Origin of the sequence: Obesumbacterium proteus (assembly GCF_001586165.1) — a bacterium.
GTDB classification, from domain to species: domain Bacteria; phylum Pseudomonadota; class Gammaproteobacteria; order Enterobacterales; family Enterobacteriaceae; genus Hafnia; species Hafnia protea.
This window is the reverse complement of sequence record NZ_CP014608.1, coordinates 4179107-4195124: the sequence shown is the minus strand read 5'-3', so window position 1 is coordinate 4195124 and position 16018 is coordinate 4179107. Positions and strand designations below refer to the sequence as shown.

Annotated in this window: 19 protein-coding genes and 1 other RNA gene; 7 read left to right on the top strand and 13 right to left on the bottom strand. The window is 49.8% G+C overall.

Annotated features, from left to right (window positions below; all coding sequences use genetic code 11):
- Positions 1 to 163: 163 nt before the first annotated feature.
- Positions 164 to 502: a P-II family nitrogen regulator gene (gene glnK, locus DSM2777_RS19550; protein ID WP_004091732.1), complete on the top strand. Its 339-nt coding sequence runs from the start codon at positions 164 to 166 to the stop codon at positions 500 to 502.
- A gap of 33 nt (positions 503 to 535) precedes the next feature.
- Positions 536 to 1825, top strand: a complete 1290-nt coding sequence (gene amtB / locus DSM2777_RS19545) for an ammonium transporter AmtB (RefSeq protein WP_061555442.1) — start codon at positions 536 to 538, stop codon at positions 1823 to 1825.
- An 80-nt stretch (positions 1826 to 1905) separates the two neighbouring features.
- On the opposite strand, the gene tesB is transcribed toward amtB, so the two are convergent.
- Positions 1906 to 2766 (bottom strand): acyl-CoA thioesterase II, encoded by an 861-nt coding sequence (gene tesB, locus DSM2777_RS19540; RefSeq protein WP_046457238.1) that lies wholly within the window; start codon positions 2764 to 2766, stop codon positions 1906 to 1908.
- A 292-nt stretch (positions 2767 to 3058) separates the two neighbouring features.
- Between tesB and DSM2777_RS19535 the strand changes: the two genes are divergently transcribed.
- Positions 3059 to 3577, top strand: coding sequence for a YbaY family lipoprotein (locus DSM2777_RS19535; RefSeq protein WP_046457237.1), 519 nt, complete (start codon positions 3059 to 3061; stop codon positions 3575 to 3577).
- 47 nt (positions 3578 to 3624) lie between these two features.
- Here the strand turns inward: DSM2777_RS19535 and DSM2777_RS19530 are convergent, their stop codons facing one another.
- On the bottom strand, positions 3625 to 3963 hold the full coding sequence (locus DSM2777_RS19530; RefSeq protein WP_061554929.1) for an MGMT family protein: 339 nt from the start codon (positions 3961 to 3963) through the stop codon (positions 3625 to 3627).
- Positions 3964 to 4174: 211 nt separating this feature from the next.
- Here DSM2777_RS19530 and ffs point away from each other — a divergent pair.
- Together ffs and DSM2777_RS19520 are read left to right on the top strand one after the other, a co-directional pair.
- Positions 4175 to 4271, top strand: an RNA gene (gene ffs / locus DSM2777_RS19525) — signal recognition particle sRNA small type.
- A 185-nt stretch (positions 4272 to 4456) separates the two neighbouring features.
- Positions 4457 to 4876, top strand: a complete 420-nt coding sequence (locus DSM2777_RS19520) for a lysozyme inhibitor LprI family protein (protein ID WP_061554928.1) — start codon at positions 4457 to 4459, stop codon at positions 4874 to 4876.
- A 198-nt stretch (positions 4877 to 5074) separates the two neighbouring features.
- Here DSM2777_RS19520 and DSM2777_RS19515 read toward each other — a convergent pair whose 3' ends face one another.
- The 5 genes from DSM2777_RS19515 to copA form a co-directional block, all read right to left on the bottom strand.
- Positions 5075 to 5278, bottom strand: coding sequence for an HHA domain-containing protein (locus DSM2777_RS19515; RefSeq protein ID WP_004091739.1), 204 nt, complete (start codon positions 5276 to 5278; stop codon positions 5075 to 5077).
- Between the two features lie 19 nt (positions 5279 to 5297).
- Entirely contained in the window at positions 5298 to 5666 is a 369-nt protein-coding gene (gene tomB, locus DSM2777_RS19510) for an Hha toxicity modulator TomB (protein WP_046457234.1), read from the bottom strand.
- A 512-nt stretch (positions 5667 to 6178) separates the two neighbouring features.
- Positions 6179 to 6319: a type B 50S ribosomal protein L36 gene (gene ykgO, locus DSM2777_RS23925; protein ID WP_004091741.1), complete on the bottom strand. Its 141-nt coding sequence runs from the start codon at positions 6317 to 6319 to the stop codon at positions 6179 to 6181.
- On the bottom strand, positions 6319 to 6591 hold the full coding sequence (locus tag DSM2777_RS19505; protein WP_061554927.1) for a type B 50S ribosomal protein L31: 273 nt from the start codon (positions 6589 to 6591) through the stop codon (positions 6319 to 6321). Before DSM2777_RS19505 ends, ykgO begins: the two co-directional genes overlap by 1 nt.
- 168 nt (positions 6592 to 6759) lie before the next feature.
- Entirely contained in the window at positions 6760 to 9519 is a 2760-nt protein-coding gene (gene copA / locus DSM2777_RS19500; protein ID WP_061554926.1) for a copper-exporting P-type ATPase CopA, read from the bottom strand.
- Between the two features lie 122 nt (positions 9520 to 9641).
- Here copA and cueR point away from each other — a divergent pair, with 122 nt between their 5' ends.
- The gene (gene cueR, locus DSM2777_RS19495; protein WP_046457231.1) at positions 9642 to 10049 is read left to right on the top strand and encodes a Cu(I)-responsive transcriptional regulator; all 408 of its coding nucleotides are present in this window, start codon (positions 9642 to 9644) and stop codon (positions 10047 to 10049) included.
- A 44-nt stretch (positions 10050 to 10093) separates the two neighbouring features.
- On the opposite strand, the gene DSM2777_RS19490 is transcribed toward cueR, so the two are convergent.
- The 6 genes from DSM2777_RS19490 to hutI all read right to left on the bottom strand — a co-directional run bounded on the left by DSM2777_RS19490 (position 10094) and on the right by hutI (position 15136).
- Positions 10094 to 10546, bottom strand: a complete 453-nt coding sequence (locus tag DSM2777_RS19490) for an NfeD family protein (RefSeq protein ID WP_025799896.1) — start codon at positions 10544 to 10546, stop codon at positions 10094 to 10096.
- Positions 10546 to 11463, bottom strand: coding sequence for an SPFH domain-containing protein (locus DSM2777_RS19485; RefSeq protein WP_025799893.1), 918 nt, complete (start codon positions 11461 to 11463; stop codon positions 10546 to 10548). Before DSM2777_RS19485 ends, DSM2777_RS19490 begins: the two co-directional genes overlap by 1 nt.
- A gap of 129 nt (positions 11464 to 11592) precedes the next feature.
- The gene (locus tag DSM2777_RS19480; protein WP_046457229.1) at positions 11593 to 12192 is read right to left on the bottom strand and encodes a HutD/Ves family protein; all 600 of its coding nucleotides are present in this window, start codon (positions 12190 to 12192) and stop codon (positions 11593 to 11595) included.
- Positions 12189 to 12923 carry a histidine utilization repressor gene (gene hutC, locus DSM2777_RS19475; RefSeq protein ID WP_046457228.1) on the bottom strand — a complete coding sequence of 245 codons (735 nt, stop codon included), beginning with the start codon at positions 12921 to 12923 and terminating at the stop codon, positions 12189 to 12191. The genes DSM2777_RS19480 and hutC overlap by 4 nt, the downstream gene beginning before the upstream one ends.
- A 12-nt stretch (positions 12924 to 12935) precedes the next feature.
- Positions 12936 to 13889 (bottom strand): formimidoylglutamase, encoded by a 954-nt coding sequence (hutG, locus tag DSM2777_RS19470; protein WP_061554925.1) that lies wholly within the window; start codon positions 13887 to 13889, stop codon positions 12936 to 12938.
- A complete protein-coding gene (gene hutI / locus DSM2777_RS19465; protein WP_061554924.1) occupies positions 13886 to 15136 on the bottom strand; it encodes an imidazolonepropionase in 1251 nt (416 codons plus the stop codon). The genes hutG and hutI overlap by 4 nt, the downstream gene beginning before the upstream one ends.
- A 210-nt stretch (positions 15137 to 15346) precedes the next feature.
- Here hutI and queE point away from each other — a divergent pair, with 210 nt between their 5' ends.
- On the top strand, positions 15347 to 16018 hold the full coding sequence (gene queE, locus DSM2777_RS19460) for a 7-carboxy-7-deazaguanine synthase QueE (protein WP_061554923.1): 672 nt from the start codon (positions 15347 to 15349) through the stop codon (positions 16016 to 16018).

Sequence of the window (16018 nt, the reverse complement as noted above, 5' to 3'; positions counted from 1 at the left end):
GCGTTTTTGAGAAATACCTCACGTTTTATCTGCTGTAACTGAGTCCCTCCTTCCCTAAAACCAGCATTTTCTTCCATCAACGAGCCTTATGCAAAGTTGGCATAGCCTTTGCTCATGTTAATGCGTAGACGAAATTAATCGGAGTTATGTGAGGAGAGGCCGTATGAAGCTTGTAACCGTGGTAATTAAGCCGTTCAAACTGGAAGACGTACGTGAAGCCCTTTCCTCTGTTGGGATTCAGGGACTGACCGTTACCGAGGTGAAGGGATTTGGCCGCCAGAAAGGTCACGCCGAGCTATATCGTGGGGCAGAGTACAACGTGAATTTCTTGCCCAAAGTGAAAATTGATGTGGCGATTGCCGACGATCAACTCGATGAGGTGATCGATGTCATCAGTAAATCCGCCTACACCGGAAAAATTGGCGACGGAAAAATCTTTGTTGCCGAACTACAGCGCGTTATTCGCATTCGTACCGGTGAAACCGACGAAGCGGCTCTGTAATTAATAACTCACACAGATAGGGATGGATTAATGATGAAAACACGCTTATCCACTTTAGCTCTGGGGAGTGCTTTATTACTACCCGGTGCCGCCATGGCCGCAACGCCAGCCGTAGCAGATAAGGCTGATAACGCCTTTATGATGATTTGTACCGCGCTCGTTCTGTTTATGACCATCCCAGGCATTGGCCTATTTTACGGTGGATTATTGCGCTCCAAAAACGTGCTGTCCTTAATGACACAGGTGATGGTGACCTTTGCCACCATCTGCGTGCTGTGGGTTGTCTATGGCTACTCTTTGGCGTTTGGTGCCGGTAGCGCCATTTTTGGTAACCTCGATGAAGTGATGCTGAAAGGGATTGGGCTAACTGATTTAACCGGCTCATTCTATAAAATGATCCACGTTGCGTTTCAGGGATCATTTGCCTGTATTACCGTGGGGCTGATTGTTGGCTCGTTTGCAGAACGTATTCGCTTTTCAGCGGTGCTGATTTTCGCCGTACTATGGTTCACGCTCTCTTATATTCCGATGGCTCATATGGTGTGGGGCGGCGGATATTTAGCAGCAGACGGGGCGTTAGACTTTGCAGGTGGAACGGTCGTGCATATTAACGCGGCAATTGCCGGTTTGGTTGGCGCGTACCTGCTAGGCAAGCGTGCAGGATTCGGCAAAGAAGCCTTCAAACCCCATAACTTGCCAATGGTCTTTATGGGAACTGCGATTCTGTATATCGGCTGGTTTGGCTTTAACGCAGGCTCGGCAAGTGCAGCGAATGAAATTGCCGCGCTGGCCTTTGTGAATACGGTGGTGGCAACGGCGGGAGCGATTCTGTCTTGGGTGTTAGCGGAGTGGATGACGCGCGGAAAGCCGTCTCTGCTGGGTGCGTGCTCAGGCTGTATCGCAGGGCTGGTTGCGGTGACGCCTGCCGCGGGTACCGTTGGTGTGGGCGGCGCGCTGCTGCTCGGCCTGATTGCGGGTGTCGCTGGGCTGTGGGGCGTGGTGATGCTGAAACGCTGGCTGAAGGTGGATGATACCTGTGACGTATTCGGCGTGCATGGCGTGTGCGGTATCGTGGGATGTTTAGCCACGGGGATCCTAACCGCAACGTCATTGGGAGGAACAGGTTATGCTGAAGGGGTAACGATGGGCCATCAGTTAGGCGTGCAGGCACTGAGCGTTGTGGTCTGTATCGTTTGGTCCGGTGTGGCTGCGTTAATTGCCTTTAAGATTGCCGATGTTTGTGTAGGCCTACGTGTGCCGGAAGAACAAGAGCGCGAAGGTCTGGACGTTAACAGCCACGGTGAGAACGCATATAACCAGTAGTTTTCTTCTTTATCGTGTGATTCCAGATGTGAAAAGGGCGGAGAAATCCGCCCTTTTGCTTTATGAATGATACTCAGTTTTTACGAACGTTGGCGGATCACGCCTTCCTGAACCGTAGAGGCAATCAGTTCACCCGCACGATTGTAGAATTGCCCTCGTACAAAACCGCGAGCGCCAGATGCAGAGGTGCTCTCAACCGCATAAAGCAACCACTCATCCAAGCGGAATGGGCGATGGAACCACATTGAATGGTCAATCGTCGCGACCTGCATGCCAGGCTCTAAGAATCCTTTACCGTGCGGCTGTAATGCGGTGGGCAGGAAGTTGAAATCAGACGCGTAACCCAGTAAGTATTGATGAATGCGTGGGTCGTCGGGCATTTCGCCGTTGGCTTTGAACCAGACGTTACGGATAGGCTCTTCTACTTTCCCCATCAACGGGTTATGGAAACTTACCGGACGCATTTCCAGTGGTTTTTCACAGGTAAATTTTTCACGCACGGATTCAGGGATCAAGTGTGCCATGCTGCTGGCAATTTCAGACTCAGATTTTAATGATTCAGGCGCTGGCACATCAGGCATCACGTTCTGGTGTTCAAAACCTTCTTCTGCAGTCTGGAAAGAGGCCGTCATGTAGAAAATAGGTTTACCGTGTTGTACCGCCTTCACCCTGCGCGCGCTGAAACTATTGCCGTCACGCAGATTCTCAACGTCATAGATTATTGGCTGGCTGCTATCGCCGGGGCGCAGAAAATAGCTGTGAAAGGAGTGAATATTGCGCTCTAAGGGCACCGTTTGTTTCGCGGCATAGAGCGCTTGGCCCACCACCTGACCGCCAAAAACCTGACGTAAGCCAAGATCTTCACTCTGCCCGCGATAGATCCCTTCTTCGATTTTTTCCAGATCTAACAGATCGAGTAAATTTTTTAATGCCTGACTCATGAGTGAGATCCTAATTAACCAGTGTTGAAAACGGGAGCGAAAACCCCAACTGCATTATCAATTATGGCAGAACTTATCACAAAACTATTTAAGGGTTCGCCATCGTTTCGAGGGTTCAATTATCTGAATATGTTAATGTAAAGTAGATAAAACTGGAAAACTCAGCGCTTTGTGCCATGCTTATTGAGTATCGTAGTTTAAGAAACTATTTTAAGAGGCTCGTGTCGATTGCTCAATATGCTTTTATAGATAGGTATTCGACAACAAAAATAAAAGGAAGGAGACCGAACTTATGAAACTCTGGAAAATTGTAGGTGGTGTACTGATGACCGCAACGGTTGCTGGCTGTTCTTCAAATGCCGCTGATGTTCCAACGCCTGCTCCGGGTAATCAAGTGACTGCTGATGCGTCGCAGATTAGCGGCCCAGCGGTGCGCGGTAGCGTGAATATTCGTCAGCGTATCGCTTTGCCACCGAATGCGGAAGTTACGGTCACCTTAGCCGATGTTTCTCTGGCGGATGCGCCTGCTCGCGTGCTGTCACAGAAAGTGTTCCGCACCGATGGCAAACAACCACCTTATAACTTTGTTCTGCCGTTTAATCCTCAGGATATTCAGCCAAACCAGCGTATTAACCTGAGCGCGGCAATCAAAATCGACGGTCGCTTAGTATTCATCACCGATACGCTAAATGAAGTGGTGAATAACAACGCTGGTACGCAGAAAGATCTGGTCTTGGTGCCAGTTTCCGCTGACGGCGCAGCCACCGTGCTGAACGAAAAAAAGAAGGTTGAAGGAACATCACCTTTCTAATATTCGTTTAGGCGATATGAAAAACCTGCCCAATGTGGCAGGTTTTTTTATGGCTGCGATGGATTCCATCCGTAAAGAGCCAAATCGATAACACCGCTAGCGTTGAAGGTGATGCCTTCATCTTGCAGAGCTGTGCGTTGGCGCGTGTAGTCAGGGCCAATCAGAGAGATGTTGCCGCTGCGATTGACGACGCGATACCAAGGAATTGAAGAACCTTTGGGGAGCTTACGTAAAATACCACCCACCTGCCGTGCCGCACGTGATGAACCTGCAAGGCGCGCGATTTGCCCATACGTTGCCACCTTCCCATAAGGGATGGCATGAATTGACATCAAAACACGTTGGCGAAAGTTATCTTCAGGTTCTGGTGGGATATCGTTTGGCATAAGGCATTGAAGTTCAAAATGAGTCGCTCATAGTATGCATGCAGTTTGCCATAAGGGGCTGATGGATAAAATGATTGTTTAATAAAACGACGTTCGACAGCCTTAGCCTTGCATTTCACCGTGCCATCACAGATAATGCCCCCGCACTGAAGTTATGCATGATGTTATGCAGCAAGTTAAGTTATCTTCAGTCGCTCATCAATGGAGGCCCTGTTGGTTCTCCCGCAACGCTAACTTGTGAACTCGGTCAGATCCGGAAGGAAGCAGCCGCAGCAGGCGACGTGTGTGCCGGGATGTAGCTGGCAGGGCCTCCACCCATTTAGGCCCTCCCTATTTTCTTAGCTTTAAACCATTCAATTGCTTCATCCCCAACTAGCTATTCTCAAACTCTTTGTATTGCCTACCCATCACCTTTTTATTGCAACAGTAATACGCAACAGCGAGAAAAGTTGTATATATTCTTTCTATTGAGTGCATTAATGAGGTTGTTGTAATGAAGAAAGGGTTACTGGCGATAACGCTGTTTTTATGCTGCGTATCAGCCTATGCAAAGACGCCTTTGGGCAAGAATATTGATGATTCCTTAGAGCGCTGCAAAAATGTGGCCTCTGCGACACCAGATATTTCTGACTGCTATCAGACCGCGATGAAAGCCTGGGATGTTGAGTTAAATAACCAGTACAAGCTATTACTCAAGGATCAATCAGAAGTCGTTCAAGCAAAACTAAAAATTGCGCAAAGAGGGTGGGTTAAATATAAAGATGATTACTTTCTGGCGATAAATGCGTTTTACCAACAAGAGCAGGGAACCATATGGAGCCTTGTTGCAGCTGAAACCAAGCTCAATGTGATTAAAGACAAAGCCATTGATTTAGATAGATTGCGCCGTAGTACGGATTTATCGGGCGAATAGAGCAAGTAAAGGCCAGCGCATATAAACGTTATTGGCCTTTACTGTTTTTCTTACTAGTGCTGAAACAGTAGCACCTAATCTAAGGCGCAAAAATACAAATGGAAAATCATTGATAAATAATCCAATTGATAAAAGTGTTTATTAATCGTTAAGTAATAAATAAAGGTAATTTCTTAAGTGACAACTTAGATTAACTAATTAACGTACATACTTCCAAACTTCAGCAGGGATCTTATCGTACAGTTTGTTCATGGTGAGTTCGGCCAAACGATGGTCGGCGGCTGAGTAGAAAGTTTCTAGCTCATCGTCGGAGAGCTCGTATTTGTTTTTTTCAATTACGCGCTCTAAAGTGTCTAGCGTTGTACACTTGCGTAAGCGCATAAGGTAATCAATTTTAGTCATAAGAACTCCTGATCTAAGGTTAAAAATTCAACGCGGATGCTGGTTTTTCACCCGCTAAATAACGCAAAATACGGCCTTTTGCTTTAAGCCATTTTTTTAGTTCTGGTTCGTTTATGCTGTAATTACTAAACAGACTGTAAGTTTCGTCAAGATACTCATCTAATATTTCAGTTAATTCTGAACTCTTTGGATACTTAATCTTGAACGTTAAACCGAACGTTGCGATATGTTCGTTTAATTCATTGAGTTGCAGGTTAGCTACAGCAGTTGGGTCATTAACCCAGCCATGATGGCTATCACTCAGAACTTCCATTCCCTGATTATACAGCATATTACACAGGTATTTCAGTTCAGTTATATCGTGCTGATAAGACGTGTATTCATCCATATCATGCCTCCATCTTGCTCAACGTTGTCTCAACGAATTAGTCTATGCCGTCGTGAAGTACAACAATAAACATCACGAGCAGTTTACAACCATAAGCATTACTAAAGGCCGCAGCATCATAGCAAAAGCACATCTAGATTGGCGATAATTTGTGTTAATAAGTATTTAATTAAGACACTTCGCGTGTTTTTTAAACACTTTTCAGAAAGTTCTAAAGCAAATTATCCTTGCGATTCTAAAGGTGTTTAACTAATTAAGCATAGGGTAAAGACTTGAAAATAATTATCTCTTTATGATTATTGCACAAATAGGTACCTAGCCAAGTGAATTTTACCTTTTATTACGCAGTGATTATGTGTCTTGGTGTGCTAACTAAGTTCTAGCAAGCTGATTCGTGTTTTTTCAGTGTGTTGGAAGTGAGGCAGGGCAGATGGAAAGGTAAAGCGGATGGCGGGATGAAGGCGCGGGAGCAGCCCCACTTGGTGGGGCTGTGGTGAGTAAAGCAGGCATATTCAGCGTTTTTTCTTACCTCCCTGCACGGCTTTGAAGCGCGGATTAGACTTACAAATAACGAAAATGCGTCCATGACGTTTTACTATTTTGCAGTCAGGGTGGCGTTTCTTTGCGGAACGTAATGAGCTTAAAACTTGCATTAGTTAGCCTCTGCCGATTTTGTCTTCGTCATAAAGCGACCGAAACGTTGCTGGAATTTGGCTGCGCTGCCCTCTTTAGAAAACTCTTTTTGCTTACCCGTGTAATAAGGGTGGGAAGCGGAAGAGACATCTAGCGTGATATACGGATAACTAACCCCTTCCAATTCGATAGTACGGTCGGATTGGATTGTTGAACCGATTTTGTAATAGGCGTCTGCCGTTGTGTCGTGGAAAACCACTGTGCGATAGTTTGGATGGATATTGGTTTTCATTTTTTACTCTTTATTGATGTTATAACATAACAATTATTATGCGGCGCATTTTTTGCCGATGCAAGCGGATTTTTGATCGGAAATTCTTTAAGCGGATGAGAAGCGAGCGAGAAGGGCAATAAAAAAGGCCGCAAACGCGGCCTTTTGAGTAGGACTAAAGATCAAGGCCTATTTAGACTGTGATTTAGGTTTGAAACGCAACAGACGGTTAGCGTTACTCACCACGGTAATGGATGACAGCGCCATGGCCGCTCCGGCAACGACTGGGCTAAGCAGGGCTCCGGTTAACGGATACAGCACGCCAGCGGCAATCGGAATGCCCAACGAGTTGTAGACGAAAGCGCCTAGCAGGTTTTGCTTCATATTGCGCAACGTTGCACAGGAAAGCTCTACCGCGTCAGCCACACCGTTAAGGCTATGACGCATTAGCGTAATTGCCGCAGTTTCAATGGCAATATCGCTGCCGCCGCCCATCGCGATACCCACATCAGCCTGAGCTAACGCAGGGGCGTCGTTGATACCATCGCCGACCATCGCGACTTTATGCCCTTTAGCCTGTAACGCTTTAATCGCATCGGCTTTACCTTCAGGGAGTACGCCCGCGATGACCTGATCGATGCCAGCTTCTTTAGCAATTGCATTCGCAGTGAGTGGGTTATCGCCGGTTAACATCACCAACTGATAGCCCAAACCATGCAAGCGTTGCAGTGCTTCCACGCTGTCGCTTCTTAGCGGGTCACGGATAGAAAGCAATGCGGCAGGTTTCCCGTTTGCGGATAACAGTACCGGCGTAATCCCTCGTTCGGCCTGCTGTTTAAGCAGGGACTTAACCTCGGAAGTATCAACCTGTTGCTGTTCCATCAGTGCGTCGTTCCCCAACAGCAACGTATGCCCATCAACGTCACCGCTTACGCCAAGACCACGCAGCGTGCGGAACTGGGTGACTTCAGGGATGACCAAACGATCCGCTCGCTCTGTGATTGCGCGTGCTAATGGATGGTTTGAACCCGCTTCCAAGGCCGCAGACCACTGCAAAGCCTGCGCTTCGCTGACGCCGTTAAAAGTGTGAATCTCAACCACTTTTGGCTGACCTTCAGTCAAGGTACCGGTTTTATCGAATACTAACGTATCGAGTTCGCTGGCGCGTTGTAATGCGTCGGCATCACGCACCAACACACCCAGTTCAGCGGCTCGCCCAACACCGGCAATGATCGACATTGGCGTTGCTAAACCTAAGGCGCATGGGCAGGCAATAATCAGTACCGTCGTCGCCACCACCAATGTGTACACAATTTGCGGCTGTGGACCAAAGAAATACCAAATCAGGCCGCTAAATACCGCAATCCCAACCACGGTTGGAACAAAAACTGCGGAAATACGGTCAGCCATTTGTCCAATTTCAGGCTTGCTGCTCTGTGCTTGGCGCACCAGTTTAATGATGCGCGCCAGCGTCGTTTGGCTGCCGATGGCACCTGCGCGGAACAAAACACTACCGTCTTGTACTACGGTGCCCGCATGGACCGGATCGCCTGAAGATTTCTGCTGTGGAATCGGTTCGCCGGTCAGCATGGCCTCATCCATCCATACTTCGCCGGAAATAATCTCACCATCAACCGGAACTCGATCGCCGGTGGTTAAACGTAACGTCATGCCAAGCTTAACGTCGGCCAGCGGTAAGGTTTTCTCACCCTCTTCGGTGACGACACGAGCGGTCGGCGGGGTTAAATCCAACAGGCGCTCAAGCGCTTTGGAAGAACGTTGGCGTGCTCTGGCCTCCATGGCATGACCGAGGTTAATCAAACCAATAATCATCGCACTGGCTTCGTAGTAAAGGTGACGCGCTTCCATCGGGAACACATGCGGCCACAGCGTTACCGTGATGGAGTAGAGCCATGCTGCGCCGGTGCCTAATGCCACCAAGGTGTCCATGGTGGCACTACGGTTCATCAGGCTACGCCATGCGCTGCGATAGAAATGCCCACCGGCAAATACCATCACGGCCAAGGTTACCAGCCCGACGATCAGCCAGTTATTCTGGTTACTCGCCGTGAGCTCCATCGATCCACCGAAGAGCCCCCACGCCATCAGCGGCACACCCAGACCTAAGCCCAGAGCAGCCTGCCAGCGGAATTTTTTCACAGACTTCTCTGCCGATTCCTGCTGGCGTGCACGACGTTTCTCTTCATCTTGAATGATTTCAGCGCCGTAACCGGCTTTTTCAACGGCGTGTATCAAAGCATCTGGATCGCTATGCCCTGTGACCAATGCGCTACGTTCGGCAAGGTTGACGCGGGCTTGTTGAACACCGGGGACGCTTTGCAAAGCATTCTGCACTTTTAATACGCAGCTTGCGCAGCTCATGCCGTCGAGCAACAGCTGAACGCTATCGTCATCGTCAGAAGCGTTCGCAGTTGCTGTCGCCGGAGAAGTCGTTTCAGCCGCTGCCAGAGTTTCCGGCGCTTGTGGTGCTGTCGAGTTTGCTGTTGCAGACTGTGTCAGCGGCTCAGTTTTTGGGTGGCTTTCTCCACTTGCCAATGAAGCTTCATAGCCAGCGGCTATCACGGCATTAATCAGCGTGGTTGCATCGGCGGAACCATAGACTTTGGCGTCGGTTAATGAAACTTCAACCGCATCAACGCCCGCAACAGCCTCCAGCGCTTTGGTGACGCTGGCGGTGCAATGGCCGCAGCTTAAGCCGCTAAGTGCCAGCTCTACGTCAGGCGTTCCCGCAACTGTGGCATGGTAGCCCGCTTGCTCTACGGTTGAGATAATTGCCTGAGCATCGGCGTCGCCGGTAACTTTGGCATAGCGTGGGTTATTCAGTTGTGCTTGTTCAATATCGGAACGCGCTTCTAACGCGGTTTTGACTTTCTTCGCACAGTTCATGCAGGACAAGCCTTGCAGCGCGAACAGTTGAGTTTGTGACATAATAAAATCCTCTCTGGTATTGCCCAATGAACACGTGGTGTTGATGGGCGAATCACATGGTATTCTTCACTTGGACTAAGCTTAAACCTTCCTGCAAGGGTAAGGTCAAGAGGGGAGGCAGAATGAATATCAGTGAGGTTGCCAAGAAAACCGGACTCACCAGTAAAACCATCCGTTTTTACGAAGAAAAAGGGCTGATGACCGCGCCAAACCGCGCTGATAATGGCTATCGGTTCTACGGTGAAAAACATATTGAAGAGCTGACTTTGCTGCGTCAGGCGCGGCAGGTGGGCTTTACGCTGGACGAATGCCGCGAGCTGGTCGGGCTTTTTCATGATAAAAGCCGCCACAGTGCAGACGTTAAGCGCCGTACTTTAGAGAAAGTGGCCGAACTGGAACGGCATATTGACGAATTGCAGCAGATGCGCCACCGGTTGATGGCGCTAGCCGATGAGTGTCCCGGCGATGAAAGTGCGGATTGCCCGATCATTAATAATCTGGCGGGTTGCTGCCACGGGCATAAGGCTTAAGTGGCTTGCCCCCCGGCAAATCTCTGCGCGGGGGAACTGACGGCTTAAATACTTTTCACGACTAACGTAATACCTTCTACGTCGATAACTTCAACGACGGCCCCGATCGGTAACTCCTGCGAACAGGTGACGCGCCAGCTGCTGTCGCCGATACGAATGCGTCCATTGCCGTTGACGATAGGGGCTTCAAGCGTGGCACGCGCACCAATAAGTTGGCGGCTACGTTGATTAAGCAGGTCATCATTGTTTCTTGATACCGGCTGACTGCGCCGTAGCCAGCGCCACCAAAGTAGCGCGGTAGCGACGGTGAGGATCGCAAACAGCGTTGCCTGCCACTCCCAGCCAAATGGAAGTACCCATGTCAGCAGGCCGACCAACAGTGCTGAAATGCCGCACCACAGCAGATACCCGCCAGCGCCTAACAACTCCGCAGCTAATAGCACACCGCCCAGCGACAGCCAAAAGCCATGCGGATTTTGGGCAATGTAATCAATCATTATGATTTGCCTTTAACGGGGCCTGTTTCTTTCAGCAATTCAGCGATACCGCCAATGGAGCCCATCAGATTGCTGGCTTCCAGCGGCATCATAATCACTTTGCTGTTGGTGGCAGAACCAATTTTTTGCAGTGCGTCAGTATATTTTTGTGCCACGAAGTAGTTAATCGCCTGAATGTTCCCGGCGGCAATCGCCTCTGACACCATTTTGGTGGCCTGAGCTTCAGCTTCCGCGGCACGTTCGCGCGCTTCTGCCTGCAAGAATGCGGACTGACGTTCACCTTCGGCTTTCAGGATTTGAGACTGCTTTTCACCTTCGGCACGCAAAATGGCTGCCTGACGCACACCTTCAGCTTCGAGAATATCCGCACGTTTGGTTCGCTCAGCTTTCATCTGGGCGTTCATGGAAGCCACCAGTTCGACCGGCGGACGCACGTCGCGGATTTCGATACGCGTGACTTTTACGCCCCAAGGGTTGGTGGCTTCATCAACGATATGCAGCAAACGGCCATTAATGTGGTCGCGCTGTGACAGCATTTCATCCAGTTCCATCGAACCCAGAACGGTTCGGAAGTTGGTCATGGTTAAATTGACGATGGCGCGCTCTAAATTGCTCACTTCATAGGCGGCGCGGGCAGGGTCGATAACCTGAATAAAGCAAACGGCATCAATGGTGACGTTGGCGTTATCTTTTGAAATGATTTCTTGAGCAGGGATGTCTAAAACCTGTTCCATCATGTTGATCTTACGACCGACGCGATCCATGAATGGAATGATTAAATTCAGGCCAGGCATTAATGTTTTGGTGTAGCGGCCAAAGCGCTCGACGGTCCACTGGAAGCCTTGCGGCACGATTTTAATCCCTGACCATACGATGACCAACGCAACAACCACTAAGACGGGAATAACGGTAAACATCGACAACCTCCTGTTAGCGAACGGCCTCATACCGCACGATTGATAATAGTTTAACCAATCGTGCGTAAGACTGACATGATTAACAGGAATAAATCATTTTAGGTTAACGAGGATTAAGACTTCTTGAGTTTATTCATCGAACCCGGTTAATTCAAAGACCCCAAGATGGCCGTGGCCGTCTAAATTAACGGTGTGGGTTTGTGGGCGAGGTGTGACTAACACTGCGCTGTCATAGCGGTTTAGCGTAATTGATTCACCGCCGCCAATCGGCGTCAGCGAAATTTCGCCGTCGTGGCAGAATAAAATAATGGTGCTGGCGTGGCAGCGTAGTGGCGGCATATTTGGGCTGGTGGTGACCCACTGGAGTCGTGCGCCATAATAGCGTGGATCGTAAATCAAATTCAGATCGCGCACTTTGCCATTGAGCAGCGTGCTGCTCACGCGGCTATCGCCGGAAAAACGCTGGATCCCACAGGCCAAAATTGGTGGCTCAATACGCCCATCGATTTTTAACTGCAAGCCATCGCCTTCTAAAATAGAAAGGATGCGCTGATACCCCGTATAGCTGGAGAAATCGCCGTCAGAGGAAACTTCTGCCATGGATAAACGCCAGCGAAAATCGCGTCCGCTTGGGGAATCCACTCGCATGATCTCCTGCGTAACGCCTTGTCCATTTTTCCAAGGCATGGCGTGATAATCAGCCCATCGTATGATCTGCCATTGATTCATGAGGTGAAATGTCCTTTTAAACGATGTCGAGTTCCAGGAAACAGCAATTTTGCAAAGGTAACATTATGATGTTTAGACCAAGTTCGACGTTCGATCAATAGGCAAGGCTCATTCGCCTGAATGTGAAGCCATTGGCTTTCTTCTGCCGAAGGCAGCAGGGCTTCAACAATATGTTCTCCCTCGGTGAGTGGTGCCACGCGCGATAAATAGTCGTGCGGCGTGATTTTGAGAAAGTCCTGCTGTAGATAATCAGGCGCAACGATAGGATTTACATAGCGATTTTCAATCTGCACCGGCGTGTCATTTTCGTAATGCACGATGATGGAGTGAAAAATTGGCGCGCCTACGCTGAGATTTAAGGCTGCGGCTTGTTCGCTGTTAGCCTGCACTTTATCCAGTAAGATAATTTTGCAGTGATGGCGGTGATTGCGTGCCAGTATCTCGTCGCGAATGCTGTGAACTTCAAACAGCGCAGATTGCCCTTTCGGTTCCGCAACAAAGGTGCCAACGCCCTGCATGCGCACCAGTAATCCTTGATGAGTTAACTCGCGTAACGCCCGATTGATGGTCATTCGACTGAATCCCAGATGCGCGACCAGCTCGGCCTCTGAGGGGATGCGATAATTTGGCGGCCAAGCTCCGCTACTGATGTTATCGGTAATCATTTTTTTGACCTGCTCATACAGCGGTGCAGGCGTTGATAGCGGTGATAAATCAGCGGGAAGAGTCATGGATAACATTCCTTATGGGCAATCGCCGATGTTCCATTGATGTAGAATTTGCCATGCAATGCGTGCCGCCGTGCGGGCACCGAATTGCTGAATATCCAAAGAGGGATTGTATTCCACCAGATCCGCTCCCCACAATGACGGACTTTCACATATCGCACCTACTAACGGCAAAAGTCGTTCAATCGGTAATCCCACGGCGGCGGGCGCTGAGACGCCGGGCATTTGCCACGCAGGAAGTACGTCCAGATCGATCGTCAGATAGACGATCTCACACTTATCCATAAATGCGCCGATCTGGCGATGCAGATCGTCGAGCGATCGCGTAAGCGCCTCGGTATCCCATACGATCTCAACGTTTAAGCGCTCGGCCTCAGTGACCAACGCCTGCGTGTTCGCGGCGAGGCTAGCGCCGACGCAGAGATAATGAAACGGTCGATGGTTCTGTTCGCAGTAATGAGCGAGCTGGCGAAACGGCGTGCCCGATGTCGCCACGTCGTTGCGGCGCAGATCTAAATGAGCATCAAAATTAATAATGCCGACGGTTTTGTCGGGATGTGCCTGATATATCCCTAAACCGTGGGCGAAGGCGGTTTCATGACCACCGCCAAAGACTAAGGTTCTTACCCCTTGCTGATGATATTTCGTGATCTTTTGGCTAAAGAGCGCCTGCGCTTCTTCTAATGGGGTATCGCCAACGCGTAAAGTGCCGCCGTCGGTGACGCGATCATGTCCTGCATGCGCAGCAAGATTAGCCAGCATTTTACGCAGCGCATCGGGCGCAGCCGCGGCACCGGTGCGGCCATGATTGCGTTTAACACCTTCATCACAGGCAAAACCGAGCAACACGATAGGGCGAGGCTCATTGTGTTGCCCAATAGTTTGAAATAAGCGTAACGCTTCGGGAGACTCTGCAAGATCGTTACGTCCTTGCCAAACGTCATTCGCGGTGGGCTGCCAGTGGCTCATTGCATTTCCTCATTTTCGCTCTGTTTTTGTGTCGCTTGGCCTTGATAAATCCGCTGATACAGTGGATTTCGCCCCAGCTCATAAATCACTTCAACCGGTTTTTCTGCCTCCCACACCGCGAAATTAGCCTGAAAACCGGCGGCAAGCTGTCCGTGGGTATGCTGACGGTTTAACGCCTGAGCCGCATGTCGTGTCACGCCTAGCCACGCTTCTTCCGGCGTGAGGCCAAATTGCACGCAGGCCATATTCATCGCGAGACGCAGAGAGGCGAAGGGGCTGGTGCCGGGATTGAAATCACTGGCTACCGCCATAGGGACGCGATATTCGCGCAGCAAATCCACCGGAGGGCGTTTGGTTTCGCGTAAAAAATAGAAGGCACCGGGCAACAGAACCGCCACGGTTTGACTGCGCGCTAAGGCTTGAATACCGGCTTCATCCAGATGCTCAATATGGTCGGTCGACAGCCCGTGATAACGCGCGACCAGTTCGCTGCCGCCAAGATTAGAAAGCTGTTCCATATGCCCACGCACAGGAATTCCGAGCTGTTTAGCGGCCGCGAACAGCTTTTCGCTTTGCGTGAGTGAAAAACCCACGCTTTCGCAAAATACATCGACCGATTCAAACAGTTTTTTCTCCCACAGCTGCGGCAGGATTTCCTCACAAATCAGATCGATATAGTGGTCTGAACGGCCATGATATTCCGGCGGTGTGGTATGCGCTGAAAGCAGCGTTGGGCTAACGTCGATGGCATTTTGCCGTGCCAACTGTTGGGCAACGCGTAGCTGTTTTTCTTCATTGATAAGATCCAGACCGTAGCCGGATTTCATTTCTACCGTGGTTACGCCTTCGTCCATTAAAGCCTGCAAACGCTGTTGGCTGATGCTGAGCAGCGTATCCGGTGAGGCATCGCGCGTGGCGCGCACGGTTGAATTGATACCGCCGCCTTTCTGGCTGATTTCGGTATATGACACGCCGTTCAGGCGCTGTTCCCACTCGTAGGCGCGATCGCCACCGAAGACTAAATGCGTATGACAGTCGATAAGACCTGGAGTCACGAGCCGATCCTGGAGATCGATCTGCTGGGGATGCTGCGCGGGAAGCTCATCCTCTGGGATCACCGCTATAATATGCTTATCGCGCACCACCAGTGCATGACGATCGAGAAGACCATAAGGCGCGTTGCTCTGTGCGCTCATGGTGGCTAAGCGTCCGTTGCGCCAAATAACGTCGGACTCCAATAAATTCATAGCATCCCCAAACCTGTATAGAGTTGTATATACATTTATTTTCGAAAGGCCTATGAGTGTCAAACGTTTTTGATGAAAATGTTATTTAATTGTGACTTCAAATGCGATGTGCGACTGAGGTGCGGCGTGTTTGGCGTCGCGGGGGCAAATCTGCGACAATATGGCGCAGCTTTTTTATGGTAAGAAAGTTTTATTAACAATGAGAGTGTCATGTCGTATCCGATAAACGAACTGTTCCAGACCCTGCAAGGGGAAGGTTTTTACACCGGTGTTCCGGCTATTTTTATTCGCCTGCAAGGTTGTCCGGTAGGGTGCAGCTGGTGTGATACCAAACATACGTGGGAACAGTTACCTGAACGAGAAATCGGCATGAACGAAATCTTGATCAAAACTGAAGAGAGCGATGCGTGGGGCAGCGCTAGCCCTGAGCAACTGCTGGATATCCTGCGCGAGCGCGGATATACCGCTCGTCATGTGGTGATCACCGGCGGCGAACCCTGCATCCATGATTTACGTCCGTTGACGGAATTGCTGAATCAAAATGGTTTTTCCTGCCAGATAGAAACCAGCGGCACCCATGAAATCCGCTGTTCTGAAGCAACTTGGGTGACCGTCTCTCCAAAGGTCAACATGAAAGGCGGGATGAAGGTTTTGGAATCCTCTTTGGTGCGCGCCGATGAGGTTAAGCATCCCGTTGCGCGTGAGCGCGATATTGAAGATTTAGATGCATTACTGTCCGTGCTTCACGATGACAAGAAACGTATTATCGCGCTCCAGCCGATTAGCCAAAAAGAGAGCGCGACGAAGCTGTGTATTGAAACCTGTATTGCGCGCAACTGGCGCTTGTCGATGCAAACCCATAAGTATTTGAATATCGCCTGA

Bases quoted from the DNA above. Each gene is read 5' to 3' on its own strand.
- queE (WP_061554923.1), top strand. From the start codon at position 15,347: ATGTCGTATCCGATAAACGAACTGTTCCAGACCCTGCAAGGGGAAGGT.
- hutG (WP_061554925.1), bottom strand. From the start codon at position 13,889: ATGAGCCACTGGCAGCCCACCGCGAATGACGTTTGGCAAGGACGTAAC.
- tomB (WP_046457234.1), bottom strand. From the start codon at position 5,666: ATGGATGAATACACGTCTTATCAGCACGATATAACTGAACTGAAATAC.
- DSM2777_RS19515 (WP_004091739.1), bottom strand. From the start codon at position 5,278: ATGACTAAAATTGATTACCTTATGCGCTTACGCAAGTGTACAACGCTA.
- tesB (WP_046457238.1), bottom strand. From the start codon at position 2,766: ATGAGTCAGGCATTAAAAAATTTACTCGATCTGTTAGATCTGGAAAAA.
- DSM2777_RS19535 (WP_046457237.1), top strand. From the start codon at position 3,059: ATGAAACTCTGGAAAATTGTAGGTGGTGTACTGATGACCGCAACGGTT.
- ykgO (WP_004091741.1), bottom strand. From the start codon at position 6,319: ATGCAAGTTTTAAGCTCATTACGTTCCGCAAAGAAACGCCACCCTGAC.
- DSM2777_RS19520 (WP_061554928.1), top strand. From the start codon at position 4,457: ATGAAGAAAGGGTTACTGGCGATAACGCTGTTTTTATGCTGCGTATCA.
- DSM2777_RS19505 (WP_061554927.1), bottom strand. From the start codon at position 6,591: ATGAAAACCAATATCCATCCAAACTATCGCACAGTGGTTTTCCACGAC.
- DSM2777_RS19485 (WP_025799893.1), bottom strand. From the start codon at position 11,463: ATGTTTACCGTTATTCCCGTCTTAGTGGTTGTTGCGTTGGTCATCGTA.
- cueR (WP_046457231.1), top strand. From the start codon at position 9,642: ATGAATATCAGTGAGGTTGCCAAGAAAACCGGACTCACCAGTAAAACC.
- hutC (WP_046457228.1), bottom strand. From the start codon at position 12,923: ATGACTCTTCCCGCTGATTTATCACCGCTATCAACGCCTGCACCGCTG.
- hutI (WP_061554924.1), bottom strand. From the start codon at position 15,136: ATGAATTTATTGGAGTCCGACGTTATTTGGCGCAACGGACGCTTAGCC.
- DSM2777_RS19480 (WP_046457229.1), bottom strand. From the start codon at position 12,192: ATGAATCAATGGCAGATCATACGATGGGCTGATTATCACGCCATGCCT.
- glnK (WP_004091732.1), top strand. From the start codon at position 164: ATGAAGCTTGTAACCGTGGTAATTAAGCCGTTCAAACTGGAAGACGTA.
- DSM2777_RS19530 (WP_061554929.1), bottom strand. From the start codon at position 3,963: ATGCCAAACGATATCCCACCAGAACCTGAAGATAACTTTCGCCAACGT.
- amtB (WP_061555442.1), top strand. From the start codon at position 536: ATGAAAACACGCTTATCCACTTTAGCTCTGGGGAGTGCTTTATTACTA.
- copA (WP_061554926.1), bottom strand. From the start codon at position 9,519: ATGTCACAAACTCAACTGTTCGCGCTGCAAGGCTTGTCCTGCATGAAC.
- DSM2777_RS19490 (WP_025799896.1), bottom strand. From the start codon at position 10,546: ATGATTGATTACATTGCCCAAAATCCGCATGGCTTTTGGCTGTCGCTG.